Below are 15,289 nucleotides of genomic sequence, written 5' to 3'. Positions count from 1 at the left end.
ACTATGCACACACAAATGATCGAAGAGTTAAAAGCACTGCTATCAGCTGAACAGGTCGTAACGAATGAAGAGGCGTTATACGATGCTTCTGCAGACCGTTATAAAAAATACGCAAAAACAAAAAACGCACTGAATGTTCCAGCTCCGATTGCCATCGTCTATCCACTCGCTACGGAAGATGTGAAATCGATTCTTATGTTCTGTAATGAAAACGATATCAACGTGATTCCAAGAAGCGGAAAAACAGGCACTGAGGGCGGCTTGGAAAACTGGAAAGAGACATCAATCGTAGTAGACGGATCGAAAATGAACGAGATTATTAAGATTGATACTTACAACATGCAGGCTACTGTGCAAACAGGCGTAAAGCTGCAAAAACTCGAAGATGAGCTTCGCAAACAAGGCTATACAACAGGACATTCCCCTCAATCTAAGCCAGTTGCACAGCTTGGCGGATTGGTCGCGACGAGAAGTATCGGACAGTTCTCTACACTATATGGCGCAATCGAGGATATGGTTGTCGGATTGGAATGCGTATTCCCTGAAGGACAAGTTTCTAAAATTAAAAACGTGCCAAGACGTTCAGGCGGACCAGACATCAGACATATTGCGATTGGAAACGAAGGCGCACTTTGCTACATCACGGAAGTGACAGTGAAAATCTTTAAATATATGCCTGAAAACAACGAGTTCCACGGCTACCTGATTAAAGATGTAGAAACTGGAATCAAGATCCTTAGAGAAGTCATGGTAAACGGCTTCCGACCGTCCGTTGCCCGTGTTTACTCGGAAGAAGATGCAAGACAGCATTTCGAACATTTCTATAAGGACAAATGCGTCTTAATTTTCACAACTGAAGGCCCTGCCGGAATCGTTAAAGCGACAAACGAAGGAATCATTGAAGCTGTTGAAAAGTTCAAAGACGGTGTCATTGAAAAGGTAGATCCTTCTCTAATTGAAACATGGTTCAATCACTTAAACTGGGATGAAAGCAGAATCCAAAAAGAGATTCAGGACATGATTGATTACAATTCACATGATGGATTTACGACAGAAGTATCTGCTGACTGGGACAGCATCGTGAAAATCTACAACAACGTCATTGCAAGAATTAAAAATGAGTTTGACAGAGTGGAAGATTTGACGATGCTCGGCGGTCACTCATCCCACAGTTACCTGAACGGAACAAACATGTATTTCGTCTACAACTACAAAATCAACTGTGCGCCGGAAGACGAGCTACGCATCTATCACCACCCGATTCACGAAATCATTATTGAAGAAACACTGAAGCTTGGCGGATCTATGTGTCATCACCATGGTATCGGAAAATATCGTTCTGAGTGGACGAAAGATGAACACGGTTCAGCTTACTACATGCTTGAGAAGCTAAAAGAAGCCTTCGATCCAAAAGGCATCATGAACCACGGCACGATTTTCCCGCAGCCAAATGAAGTGAAGAAATATATTAGAAGCTGATAGGAGAGCTATTATGAGCAAAAGATATATCATGGGGATTGATAACGGCTCACAGAGCACGAAAGTAGCCATCTTCGATTTAGAAGGCAATGAAGCTGCTTTCGGCTCATGCTCGTTAAAAGAAACGTTAACTCCCCAACCAGGTGTTGTTATCCATCCGGATGAAGACTTGTGGGACAGTGTTTATCATGGCGTGAAAAATTGTTTAGAGAACTTTAAAGGTGACCGGACAGCAATCGAAGGAATCGGATTGTGCACGATTCGCTGCTGCCGTGTCTTATTAAAAGAAAATGGTGATTTAGCCCATCCAGCGATAAGCTGGATGGATGCTAGATTATCAGAGCCTTATAAACATGAAGATGATCAGGTGAAATTCGTCACGACTACATCAGGTTATTTAGGACTGAGACTAACCGGAGAACACAATGATACAGCCGGCAATTATGAAGTACACTGGCCTCTTGACCGTGAAACGCTGGACTGGTCAAAAGACGACGAAGAGATAAAAGCCATGGGCCTGACAAGAGACATGCTGTTCAACCTTGTAAAGCCGGGTGAAAAACTGGGTTCTATCCGCAAAGAACTTGCGGATGATTTTGGTTTAAAAGAAGGCATTCCAGTCGTTGCGACATCAAATGATAAAGCGGTTGAAGTGCTGGGCTCTGGCATCAACAAAAAGAACTCCATCATGATTTCACTTGGAACATTCATTTCAGCCATGGTTTTGCGAGATGAGTATTATGAAAACGCTAACAAATTCTTCCCCACTCTTGCATCCGTCCCATTTAAATACGTGTATGAATCCAATGGAATCAGACGCGGATTATGGACCGTCAGCTGGTTTAAGAAGTTAATCGGAGAAGAACTAGTGACGGAGGCTACTAAGCTTGGAATATCAGAAGAGGAATTCCTGAACCGTAAAGCTAAAGACGTGCCTGTCGGCAGTGATGGCCTGATTACCATCTTAGACTGGCTGGCTTCTCCCGCTGCACCTTACCGAAAAGGGATCATGATCGGTTTTGACCAAAGACACACAAGATATCACATGTACCGCTCCATATTAGAAGCCATTGCTTTCAACATTAAAAACAACATCGATGACATGGCAGAAGAAATTAGCCTCGAAATCGATGAAGTAGTGGTCAACGGCGGCGGTTCAAAAAGTGACGTCATGATGCAGATCATTTCTGATTTATTCGGGCTGCCGGCACACCGGAGAACAGGAAGCAGCAGTGCCTGCTTAGGTGCAGCCATATCTGTTGCCGTCCACCTATCAATCTATGATGACTTTTCTGAAGCCATCGAAAAGATGGTTAAAACGGAAACGACATTCTACCCGGATTCGAACAGCCATGCTTTTTACAGCGAATTGAATCAAACAGTTGTTAAAAACGTCAGACAGCATACGGATAACATACTAAAACTATCGTATCCGATATTTAATTAAGAAGTGGATGGTGCCCATGCAATCAACTAATGTTAAAAGATATTTGCAGTTTTTCCTTATCGTTTTAGCAGCAGGTGCTATATTTCCGTTGATCTATCTTCGCACCAATTATCAGGGAACCATCTTAGAAGTGTATGACATGACACTCCCTCAGTTAAATACCATTTTCTCGGCCCTTGGCATTGCGTTTATCGTGGGATATTTTCCAAGCGGATGGATTTCCGACCGGTTTTCTGCCAAGAAATTAATTTCGATTTCCTTGTTGTTTGTTGGTCTTGCAGGAATTTGGTTTGCCCAAGTGCCAAGTTATCCAATCGTCATCTTGATCTTCATTATCTGGGGAATCTTCTCCGTTCTGACGTTTTGGTCTGCCCATCTGAAAATCGTTAAACTTATTTCCAAACAAGAAGAAGAAGGCCGCTTTTTTGGCATGCTGGATGGCGGAAGAGGCGTAGTCGAAGCGATATTAGCAAGCATCGCCGTCTTTATTTTCTCAAGTGCGCTGGGATCAAGTACGGCAATTGAAGATAAAAAAGACGCTTTAGTGAATGTCATCTATATGTACTCCGGTGTCCTGATTGTTGTATCCGTTCTCATTATGCTTTTTGTAAATGTTGACGGGAACGCTGAAAGAACCGAAGTGGAAGCTCCTAAAACGGGATCGGGCAGCAAAAGAAGTTCTCTCAAAGATGTATTTTCAAACAAGTTTGTATGGCTGCTCGGCGGAATTATTTTCATGAGCTATATTGTCACTTGGACAATCTACTACTTTGGAGGGTTTTTACAAACGAACATCGGCATGAGTGCTTCTATCGTAGGCACGGTCACAGTTGTCATGCTCTGGATGAGGCCGCTTGGCGGAGTTGCAGGCGGATTCCTGGGAGATAAGTTCGGAAAAAGCAATATCCTGATCATCGCCTTAGCTTTAGCAGCTGTATTCTTAACGTTGATTGCGTTATTGCCTGCCGCACTGCCTTCTAATTTCTTTTACGCTCTTGTTATCTTAAGCGGTTTGTCCGTTTACACAATACGCGGCCTTTATTGGTCCCTGCTCGGTGATTGTCAGATTCCTGACGAAAAACTGGGTCTTTCCATCGGACTCATTTCATTTATCGGATACTTGCCGGATATCCTTCTGCCTCTAGTCATGAGCATGATGATCTCATCGTTTGGAGATGCAGGCGGATACAATGCGTACTTCCTGTTCAGTGCAGTCGCCGGTGTATTAGGTATTCTTATCACCGTCATGTTCAAAATAGGAGTCAGCAAACGCGCAGCTATTACAGTGAACGATGACATTTCAGCTTAATACAGCAGCAATGCGATTCAGAAGTATACTGTCCCAGGTTGTTATCTCCCCAAATTTTTGGGGCAGATAGCAGCCTCATTTTTCGTTACACCCGCTCTCTCCTATTAAGCAGATACATAACTTCCTGTATAATAAAGATAATTCAAAAGAGATGATGGGTGATTTTCTAAAAGAAAGGAGTGTCAGCACATGATAAAAGTAGCCACCGACAAATTAACAAAGCTTGAAGAAGAACTGCATGACAAGCTCTCTAAGGCGGTTTCTGTAAACGACAAAATTAAAATCATTGAAGCCGCTGAGATAGGGGAAGTCTCTCCTTCAAAGGTGTCAAAACTAGTCCGGAAACTGGGCTTTGATAACTTCAAACAATACAAGCTGTACTTCAGCGGTCAGGAAATGACCAGTAAAAAGCAGAAAAAATCAAACGAAATCGAGCGGCTGAAGCTTTTTCTGGAAACGTTTGATACCGGCATTATTCATGATTTCATTTCAATCTTTCAGAAGTACGATAAGATCGTGTTATTTGGACTCGGCCCATCCTTTATCAGTGCAGAATATTTCGCCTACAAACTTGCCACCGTATCGGATAAAAATGTCACGGTCACACAAAGCGAGGATTTTGCGGAACGATTAGCAGACGAAAAAACGCTGCTCATCGTCCTTTCCGTAACCGGAAAATTTTCTTCCTTCCACCCTTTGTTTGAAAATGTGAAGAACAACGGATCAAACATCATGCTGATTCTTGAAGAATATGTAGATACACGTGAATTTCTTGCAGACTACATTTTTCATTTATCGAAATTTAATCAGGATGATGCCCTGCTTCCATTTGAAAAAACCAGAACGGTGTTCTTTATTTTTATAGAAGAAATTATAGCTAAGCTGACTAACTCGGGCACTTCTTCATGAAGTGCTTCCGTTCTATGATCCAAGTTTATTGAATCAAAAAAAGAGAATTGAATACAGAGATAAATAAAACGTAAGCGTTTTCTTACAGGCATCTTGGAGGAGGAGCAAAATGAAGTCATTGAAGCATTGGGTGTTTTGGCCACCTTTTTTATTAGTATTAGCAGCAAGTATAGTAAGTTTCACAAACAAAAATACGTTTATAAACATCACGACTGGAGCGAATGACTGGGTCATAGCAAACGTAGGCTGGGTTTTCAGTTTAGCCGGACTTTTTATGGTCGTTGTATGTGTCGGTGTCTACTTCTCTAAATTAGGAAAAGTAAGAATAGGAGGAGAAAACGCGAAACCTCTTCTATCCTTCCGCAATTGGTTTGCGATTACATTGACCACAACCATTGCAGCAGGCATTACATTTTGGGGAATTGCAGAGCCTATTTACCACCTGGTTGAGCCTCCAAAAAGCTTGAATCTGGAACCTAACAGCGCGGGGGCAGCGATCTTCTCGATGTCCACCATGTACCTTCACTGGACCATCACTCCCTACGCCATTTACTGCATACCTGCATTAATGTTTGCGTTTGCCTATTACAACATGAAACAGCCTTTCAGCATAGGCTCAACACTTGCTCCGCTCCTTGGAAATAAGATACACGGCAAATGGGGAAAAGCACTTGATGCCGTGTGCCTCTACACATTAGCTTTAGGGATGGCAGCAGCAATGGGGACAAGCATTCTCAATTTAGCAGGCGGAGTCAATTACTTATCCGGCCTAAAAAGTGCCCCGCTACTCTGGGCTGTCATTGCAGCAGTAGTAATGACAACATTCATCATCTCAGCTTCAACAGGACTCATGAAAGGGATCCGCATCCTTTCAGACATCAATTTTAAACTATTCCTGTTTATCATTATCTTTATCTTTTTAGTCGGACCTACTTCTTATATCTTGAACCTAGGAACGGAGTCTTTTGGCCATTATTTAACCCATTTCTTTGAGAAAAGTTTATTTACCGGTGCAGCAGCAAGTGACCAATGGCCGCAATGGTGGACCACCTTTTACTGGGCCAACTGGTTTTCGTGGGCTGCTCTTACAGCCCTGTTCTTAGGAAGAATCGCATACGGGCATACTGTAAGAGCCTTTATCATCGTCAACTTTGCTTTGCCTGCCGCTTTCGGCGGAATCTGGATGACCATCTTCGGCGGCACCTCCATCTATCTGCAGATGGACGACGGGAAATTCGGAGAAATTCTAACCAACAGCGGACCTGAAGCACTGGTCTATGCTGCACTGGAAACCCTGCCATTATCAGAAATGATCATCCCGCTCTACCTGTTTATAGTCTTCATATCCTTCGTAACCTCAGCAGATTCTACACTGGCCGCAATGGGAGGAATCAGCTCCAAGGGAATTACACCGGAAAGCCCAGAACCAGGTGTATTCATTAAGATTGTTTGGGGTATCACCATTAGCGCGGTCGCTTGGGTGATGATCAGTTTTGCTAAAATAGATGGAATCAAAATGCTTTCTAATTTAGGCGGAGTGCCTGCTGTTTTCTTGGTTATTGGGATTGTATTCGCTCTTATAAGAGTGGCTAAAGAGCCTGGGAAGTATGATAGGACGATGGAGGAGTTGGTTGGAGAGAAGAAGCGGGATAGAGCTGGGTGAAAAATCTTTAGGGATAAAAAATACGCACATAGATTGAAGTGCGTATTTTTATTCCTATCTGCAGATAAGAATCAATCAAATATCATTCTCTTTTAAGAGTTTCTTCGGAAAATTCTACATTGTCCTAAAAAAATTGTAATGGCTTACGAAGCAACGAGGGAAAGACAACACCTTTCCCTTTCTAAAAAAAAGAGAAATTGAATTGAAACGAATATATGCATGCATTGCATATTTTGTGGATAATAACTACTTTAATAAACTTGCTTTCCATCCTTTTCCTCAACGCCTTACTATATCTTTGGCTAGTTTGAATACCGAAAAAGTTCTTTCTTTGTTTAAAACAATGTTTAGCAAAATATATACTACTCCTCCACAACAGACAGAAAGGATAAGTAATATGGAAGTATGGAAATAAGTCTCCAAAACTTTTTGTAAAAAAATCACTGTTATAGCCATCACTATCGTTGAAATTAGGCTTTCTTTAAAGATGTTTACATAATTTTTATAATTTAAAGTTAAGATTTTCCCTAAAAAATATTGGCTAATAATGAATTTCAAAATAATATAACCACTATATAAATAAATAATATTATCTAAGTCATTATTATTAAAAACAAATAAAAGGCCTAAATATCCCAATGCAAATATTAAATCTATAATAAATACTAAGATGGTTTTGTTTTGAGAATAAAGTAAGGAACTAGTTATACCTGCTGATAGTACTTCAAAAATGACTGGGATTGATAGTAATTTAAATACCCCTATACTTAACTCCCACTCTTCACCGAAAATAAGAGGAACAAAATACTGAGCGGTAAGTATTATTCCTATGAATACAGGAAAACTTAGGAAAGAAACTACGAAAAGTATATTCACATAGTATCTTTTCAGTAAGTCTAAATCGTTTTTCAGTTTAGAGAATAATGGCAATAACACTTGACCAAAAGAAGTAGTTATCAATGTTTGACATTGTAGCAGGATATTTTTAGCTAAATAGTAAGCCCCTAGAATTTCAGCTGAAAGTAACCCCCCAATAATTACTTCATCTATTCTATGACTGATAAAAGTAAGCGTTTTTTTTCCGCTTACAAATATTCCAAAGTTTAAAAATCTAGAAAGGCTTTTGATAGAGAAATTGAAACCGATTCTAAAGTCAGTTTTTTTAAAAACAAAATAGGCAAGTAAAATTGCATGTACAGCATTTGAAACTAATATTCCAATAACATAACCCCAAATACTGTATCCAATTACAATCAGAATTATAGACATAAGAATCTCAAACGTTATTTTAATAACTTGTATTAATGTAGTTTGTTTGAAAAGAAACTCTTTATGTAAATAAAACTTAAATAAGCTAGTAGATCCATTTAAGATGACTGTAATTGAAAGAACTTTAACTATCTGATCTAACTCATTCATAGAATAATAGGATGCGAAAGTACTAGAACTCAAAAACAAAAGACCTGCAATAAAAAATGTAATGATAAGATTGAAAAAAAATAATGAAGATAAATCCTTTTTTGTGACATCATCCCTTTGAATTACTGCTTCTCCAACCCCAACATTATTTAACATTTCTGCAAATGATATAATCAAAGTAATAACTGCTATATATGCAAAATCAGAAGGAATCAGTAAAATTGCTAAGAGGATTCTGTAAAAAGGTTGAATAATTGAATTGAATAAAGTTTTTATTGCTGTCCATTTTAAACTCTTTTGAGCTTTTTTATTTATAATGTTAGTCATGTTTATCCCTTCATGAAATGCAATACGTGTATCTCTGTGAAATTAGGTATATTTCAATAGCATTTATACAGAAAGTAATTTAAATATATACAAATATTATTAGGATTAAGGAAGTAATTTCAATACCATTTACTAGATTTTATTTCATAATTTGTTAGCTCTCGAAAGACAGTTTAACTACATTTTTTGCTTTCCAGTTTTCTATTAAAATATAGTTCGTCAGTCTATTCTTTCAAAAATCCTAAATCAAATTAATTAATTTAATTTTTTTGTATTGTCTTTTTAGCTCTATTATTAATTAACAAAAATAAAAATGCGTGTATTAAAATACTTAACAAAGCTATTCTTGTTAATCCTGTATACACTGTTCCAAGAGTTGACCTAAATGCAGATATTATTGTCGGAATAGAATAAATATAGAGAACTAACCAATAAACGTTTTCCGTTGTTTTAATATAAAGAAATTTTATACCAATACCTAAGATCAAAAAGATTGCGATAATACCTACAATCCCTCCCATAACGTAGCCTTGTCCTACTAAGGTAAAGGCCCTAGAATAGGAATTAGGATAAAAGGTATAATTGAACCAAGCTCCTACATTTAAAAATGATCCCCCTGGTAGAAAAGGAGAAATAACATCAGTAACAATTAAGGAGAATCCATGAAGAGATTTAGTCCAAGTATTGTTTAATAGGATTTGTAGGTTTTCTCCTGCTGCAAGGAAATCAGTAGAAAAAAAACTATATATAAAGCTTTCTTCTTCAAAGGAATCTTTAAGTTCTCCAGTAACAAAATAATATTTAAAATATCTGCTTGCAATTAAAAATATAACCCCTATTGGTATGAGGGATATTATTGTTTTTTTACTAATTTTCCTCAATACATATAAGGTAATTATAAGGATAACAAAAAACCTAAACATTGCATCCCGATCACCGGTAAATAATGACAGTAAAATGATTAGAATAGAAGAAATTAAAATAAATAATTTAGTCTTCTTCTTATCTATATCTATGAATAACAACATATAAAAACAGCAAAAAAAGGAGATAAATCTAGTGCTATAAACACCTATTATAAAAAAGATATTTTTGTTCGCAAGCAAATCATTCTTACTTTCAAATGGAGTAATAAATAAGACTGCAACACTAACAAATAAAATTAAAATTAAAAATAATAAAATAAATTCGATTAATTTTTTATTTTTATTGTTTCTTAATAAAAAAGAGTTTTTCTTTTCATGAAATTGCGGGCTACCATACTTTCTTACACCTACTACTAATACAACAACAGTTAAAGCAACTAACGGCATAAAAATGTTTTCTTTGTTGTACCCAGAATTAAGATATCCCAAAATATATAATATAGCATAACCTGTACTATAGAGAACAAAAGAACTAGAAAACCATACTAAAGGATGCGATATTTCAAATTTAACAATTAGAATAGCAACAGTAGCGGTTATCCAGAGTGCAAGTACATGAAAAGTTGGATTTTCAGAAAGAAAAATAATGCTAAAAGAAAAGAAAATCGCAAATAATAATATACTAAAATTATATAAGTCTTTTTTACTTAACATTTAATTCTTCCTTTTTTGAGTATTACCATCAAGATACATTCCAAATCACAGGAAATAGACATATCCACATTTAATTTACGGTTTTATTTATCCAAAAAAATACATTTTTTATTCTGCAAAGTGTTTTATTTGAGAATTGATAAGAAAAATAACCTGAACACAGTTTAGCTTTTTATAATTAATATCATTTCTTTTTCCACATATAAAATAATATTAGTCCAGGAAAATATGAAAGCACGAGAAAAATGGGATTGCTAACTGAGTTAATAACTTCTGAAAAAGATTTATTAGCTATTTTGGCATAAGGCCAAATAGATATAGAATATTTTAGTTGTTTAAATAAACTTACTTTGGGAGTGATCATTAAATTGCAATAATAAATCATCCCTTGAGGATTTTCCAGTCTTAATTTTCTACCACTTTTTGATAATCCTCCTATCAAATATTCTGCTACCCCCACCACTTTAGGCGAGAATACAAATTTATACTTGTCTGACATCTCCATTTGAATGACTGTTGGTCCTACATATTTTTCCCCATCAAATTCAGGATATCTATATTTATCTATGGCTTTTCCAAAATAACATACACATCCATCATTTTGTTTGTATTTTTCATTGTAATCATAGCGAGTTAAAATTTCATCTTTGGTAATCTCATTGCCACTAAAGTTTAATAATTTACCATCAGGTGTATTATAATGAAAAAATAACCCACCTACTTCTTCATTATTTTCATATTCATTATTGTATTCTAGAAAAGTGTTTATTGCTGTGGGAAGTAGATAATCATCACTATCAACCACTATAATCAATGTATTGATGCCACATTTAGAAAAACCTTTATTCAATGCTCTCGCTTTTCCACCGTTATTCTGATAATAATAATTTATATTAATTATCTTTTCGTTAATGAAATCTTCAATTAATTTTCTCGTACCGTCGGTACTCCCGTCGTCTATTATTAACCAATTAAAATTATAATTTTCTTGCTTTTTCAAACTCTCATATAATTTTGGTAGAGTATTGGCTCTGTTATATGTTGGGGTTAAAATTACTATATCATTCATAACCTTACTCCTTAGCTTTTTTCGCTATTTTTAGTTCTTAATCTCTTATCTATTTTTTATTTTTTTTGCTGGTACTCCTCCTACAATTGTATCTCTTTCGACGTTCTTTGTGACAACAGCTCCAGCTGCTAGAACACTTCCACTATTCACTTCCACACCAGCTAAAATTGTCACTTTTGCTCCTACCCAAACATTCTCATAAATATCAGTTTTTAATGCATCAACAGGTTGATCTTTTATTGATATTTTTAAGTTACTATACTGATGGGTTGATGACATGATTGTCACCCCATGCGCTATTGAAACATCATTTCCAATATTTATTTCTCCTAGTGCATCTATATAACACATAGGATGAATACTTACATTATTTCCAATAGATATTTTTTGAGGATTCAAGATGTAAACTCCGGGGTGTACGGAGACATTATCTCCACATGATTTAGCTAATGATTTTAATAATATGTATCTTATCAAAAGTCCCTTATTTCCAGTTGTCAGACGAAATAACACAAAAAGTTTTTGTCTTATAACTTCCGGAAATAAATTACATATAGTCACTAAACTGCTAATAATAGGTTTATATCTACTAAATTTTTCCCTACCTCTTACCATACTCTCACCCTAAATTTGACTTATACCACTCAATAGCAGCCTGAATACCTTTGTCAAAATTCCATTGAGGGTTGAAACCTAAATATTTTTTTGCTTTGCTTATATCAGCATTACTATGCTTAATATCCCCTTTACGTTCAGGTCCAAATATTGGCTGAATATCTTTTCCTAACGCATTTAACAAATGGACATAAATATCAATCAAATACTCTCTACCGCCACACGCAATATTATAAGCCTGTCCTGCTGCTTCATGCGATGCAACACAAGCTTTCAAATTAGCTTCAATTACATTATCAATATATGTAAAGTCCCGGCTTTGTTTTCCATCCCCGTTTATTGTAGGAGCTTCATTATTTAGCAATTGTTTAATGAATTTCGGAATGACAGCTGCATAAGCTCCCTCTGGATTTTGTCTCCGCCCAAAAACATTAAAGTATCGCATACCATAAGTATCTAAGCCATACAATTTTGTATAGAGTTTTCCATATTCCTCATCTACCTTTTTCGTAAGTGCATAAGGTGACAAAACATTTCCCTCTCTTCCCTCTTGTTTTGGAAGATTTGGCTCATCACCATACACTGATGAACTAGAAGCATAAACAAATTTCTTTACTCCAGTTTGTCTTGCTGCTTCCATCATATTTAAAGTTCCTTTAATATTAACCTCTTCATAAAACAAAGGCATTTCAATGCTTCTTGGAACACTTCCCCATGCAGCTTGATTTAGCACGAAATCGATTCCTTCACAAGCTTTCATACAGGTATCCAAATCACGAATATCTCCTTCGATAAATTCGTAATTTGGATTGTTTATAAACTCTTCTACATTTTCTTTTTTTCCAGTTGAAAGATTATCAAGCCCTCTGACTTTGTACCCCAGATTAAGAATGGCTTCTACTAAATTAGATCCAATAAATCCTGCAGATCCAGTGACTAAAAATGTACTCCCCTCAGGGAACTTTATATTTTCATAACCCATTTTTATAGCCTCCAATATGCAAATCCATTAGCTGCAGCTTCTTCTCTATTAAATAACCCTTTAAGATCGATTAGTACACATTCTTTTTCTTTAGGAATACTTATACCTAACTCTGATGTTGCTGCTACTTCTTTCATAGCTTCTGAAATCAAAGACTCACTTCGTCCAAACATCTCTTTTACATCTTCTAATTTGATAACTTTAAATTCATCATGTGGAACAGCGAAGATTACAGCATCCATCTCATTTATATCTTCTACTTCAGAAAGGTTGATTTTATATTCATGCCATAAATCTTCCTTATCTGCCTGAGGGTCTACAACTTTGACATCTACACCATATTCCTCCAGTTCATTGATTACGTCTATCACTTTTGTATTTCGAACATCTGGACAGTTTTCTTTAAATGTAACGCCAAAAATAGCTACCTTCGCTCCGTTTACTTGCTTGTTTGCTTTAATCATCTTCTTAACTGTACTTTCAGCAACATATTTACCCATATCATCATTTATTTTTCTACCTGAAAGGATAATCTGGGAATGATACCCCATTTGCTCTGCTTTGTAAGTTAAGTAGTATGGATCAACCCCAATACAGTGACCTCCAACTAAGCCCGGGGAAAAATTGAGGAAATTCCATTTAGTTCCTGCTGCTTCAAGTACTGCTTTTGTATCAATTCCCATTTTATTAAATATGATAGACAGTTCATTCATAAAAGCAATGTTGATATCACGTTGGGAGTTCTCAATAACCTTTGCTGCTTCAGCAACTTTAATACTTGCTGCTTTATGTACACCTGCTTCAACAACTAATTCATAGACTTTTGCAATAATGTCTAACGTTTCTTCATCTTGACCTGCTACAACTTTAACAATTGTTTCAAGTCTATGAATTTTGTCTCCGGGATTAATTCTTTCAGGAGAATAGCCAACTTTAAAGTCAATACCGCATTTTAATCCAGACTCTTTTTCTAATATTGGTACACAAATATCCTCGGTAACCCCTGGATATACTGTAGATTCAAAAACAACTATTGCTCCTTTTGTTAAATTTCTGCCAAGAGTTCGGCTTGCGGATTCAACAGGAGTTAAATCAGGAGTATGGTCATCTTTTACTGGCGTAGGCACGGCTACAATATGAAATTTCACTTCTCTAAGTCTTGCTTCGTCTGATGTAAACTCAACAGTTGTGTTCTTAATAACTTCATTTCCTACTTCTTTAGTTGGGTCTATACCTTTTTTATATAATTCAATTTTGGGTTCATTAACATCAAAACCGATTACATTAACTTTCTTAGCAAATGCCACAGCTATCGGCATTCCAACATAACCTAATCCAACTAAAGAGATCTTCTCTTCTTTATTAACTAACTTCTCGTATAAATTCATTATTGTTCTCCTTAATCATAATCTTATTTATTTCTTGCAGGTAAGCATTAATAACTATATTCCTATTAAATTCATTTTTCATTTTTCTTCGACCAGATACTCCCATTTCTTTTTTTTGATCGTAAGGTAAGTTTATAAAGTTTATAATGGCATTCACGAGGCTTTCGACGTTCTTAGACTCAAAACCATAACCCGACAAACCTTCTTCAAAAGTTTCTACACAACCAGGAACTTTTGAAGACAAAACTGGCCTTCCTGATGACGCCGATTCAAGAAGAACATTAGCTAAACCTTCATGATAAGAAGGGAGTATTGTAGCATGGGAATTTTTTATAAATGAATGGACATCATCTTGCTGTCCATGATATTTGATAATATCCAGGCTCTCTAATTTATCTATTTGTTCAATGTAATTTTCTTCTATTCCACCAATCAAATCAAATTGGACATTTGGATATTTCGCTTTCACTAACTTAGAAGCTTCCAGTAATTCTTCTATTCCTTTTGATTTCATAATTCGACCAATAAAAAGGAATCTTATTTTTTCATCATTCAGAGGGTATGATTCGTATTTATGCTGTTGTATATTTACCCCTGATCCTGGAATTAACCTTGTCTTACTACTTACAATTTTATTGTCTTCAAAAAACATGCGATTAGTTTTATTTTGAAAAAAAACACAAGAAGCTTTCCTTAAACCTATCTTATAGAGCATTAGAGTAATTTTTTGAATAAACCCTTTATTTTCAACAGCTGTGCCAAGACCTGTTATATTCGTAATAAACGGAGTTTTGGTTATCGCACATGCTATTCCACCATAAATATTAGGTTTAATCGTGTATGTTAAAACGACATCTGGTTTAATTCGCTTTATTATTCCGATATAGTCAAGTAACAGCTTAAAATCTCTAAATGGATTTGTTCCTCTTCTTTCTAGATGAGTATCTATAAACTGACAGCCTATTTTTTCTAACCTAGGAACGTAATCATCATGAGGTAAAGAAATGTAAACTTGATTGTCTTGTTTAATTAGTTCCTCTAATAACTCTTTCCTAAAGTTATATAATCCCATGCCAAAATTAGCTAATACAAGTATTTTCAC

The 15,289-nt window shown here is 36.1% G+C and carries 12 protein-coding genes; 5 read left to right on the top strand and 7 right to left on the bottom strand.

The features are described 5' to 3' along the window. Nucleotides 1–3: 3 nt before the first annotated feature. From MHB63_10470 to MHB63_10450, 5 genes are all read left to right on the top strand, one after another. Complete coding sequence (locus MHB63_10470; protein ID MEK3806955.1) at nt 4–1,479, top strand: FAD-binding oxidoreductase; 1,476 nt, start codon at nt 4–6, stop codon at nt 1,477–1,479. A gap of 13 nt (nt 1,480–1,492) precedes the next feature. Next, on the top strand, nt 1,493–2,926 hold the full coding sequence (locus tag MHB63_10465) for an FGGY family carbohydrate kinase (GenBank protein MEK3806954.1): 1,434 nt from the start codon (nt 1,493–1,495) through the stop codon (nt 2,924–2,926). Between the two features lie 7 nt (nt 2,927–2,933). After that, a complete protein-coding gene (locus MHB63_10460; protein ID MEK3806953.1) occupies nt 2,934–4,235 on the top strand; it encodes an MFS transporter in 1,302 nt (433 codons plus the stop codon). 189 nt (nt 4,236–4,424) lie between these two features. Then, nucleotides 4,425–5,144 (top strand): SIS domain-containing protein, encoded by a 720-nt coding sequence (locus MHB63_10455; protein MEK3806952.1) that lies wholly within the window; start codon nt 4,425–4,427, stop codon nt 5,142–5,144. Between the two features lie 109 nt (nt 5,145–5,253). Beyond that, nucleotides 5,254–6,807: a BCCT family transporter gene (locus MHB63_10450; protein ID MEK3806951.1), complete on the top strand. Its 1,554-nt coding sequence runs from the start codon at nt 5,254–5,256 to the stop codon at nt 6,805–6,807. A 279-nt stretch (nt 6,808–7,086) separates the two neighbouring features. Here the strand turns inward: MHB63_10450 and MHB63_10445 are convergent, their stop codons facing one another. The 7 genes from MHB63_10445 to MHB63_10415 form a co-directional block, all read right to left on the bottom strand. After that, nucleotides 7,087–8,553 carry a lipopolysaccharide biosynthesis protein gene (locus MHB63_10445; GenBank protein MEK3806950.1) on the bottom strand — a complete coding sequence of 489 codons (1,467 nt, stop codon included), beginning with the start codon at nt 8,551–8,553 and terminating at the stop codon, nt 7,087–7,089. Nucleotides 8,554–8,813: 260 nt separating this feature from the next. Then, nucleotides 8,814–10,133 (bottom strand): O-antigen polymerase, encoded by a 1,320-nt coding sequence (locus tag MHB63_10440; protein ID MEK3806949.1) that lies wholly within the window; start codon nt 10,131–10,133, stop codon nt 8,814–8,816. A gap of 184 nt (nt 10,134–10,317) precedes the next feature. Further along, nucleotides 10,318–11,202 carry a glycosyltransferase family 2 protein gene (locus MHB63_10435; GenBank protein ID MEK3806948.1) on the bottom strand — a complete coding sequence of 295 codons (885 nt, stop codon included), beginning with the start codon at nt 11,200–11,202 and terminating at the stop codon, nt 10,318–10,320. 45 nt (nt 11,203–11,247) lie between these two features. Further along, the gene (locus MHB63_10430) at nt 11,248–11,817 is read right to left on the bottom strand and encodes an acyltransferase (protein MEK3806947.1); all 570 of its coding nucleotides are present in this window, start codon (nt 11,815–11,817) and stop codon (nt 11,248–11,250) included. Between the two features lie 4 nt (nt 11,818–11,821). Then, nucleotides 11,822–12,799, bottom strand: coding sequence for an SDR family oxidoreductase (locus MHB63_10425; GenBank protein ID MEK3806946.1), 978 nt, complete (start codon nt 12,797–12,799; stop codon nt 11,822–11,824). A 2-nt stretch (nt 12,800–12,801) separates the two neighbouring features. Beyond that, entirely contained in the window at nt 12,802–14,187 is a 1,386-nt protein-coding gene (locus MHB63_10420; GenBank protein ID MEK3806945.1) for a nucleotide sugar dehydrogenase, read from the bottom strand. After that, entirely contained in the window at nt 14,162–15,289 is a 1,128-nt protein-coding gene (locus MHB63_10415; GenBank protein ID MEK3806944.1) for a glycosyltransferase family 4 protein, read from the bottom strand. Before MHB63_10415 ends, MHB63_10420 begins: the two co-directional genes overlap by 26 nt.

This window comes from Bacillus sp. FSL H8-0547 (assembly GCA_038002745.1).
Lineage (GTDB): Bacteria > Bacillota > Bacilli > Bacillales > Bacillaceae > Bacillus_P.
Note: the sequence above shows the minus strand (reverse complement) of the source record. Positions and strands in the feature narration are given on the sequence as shown.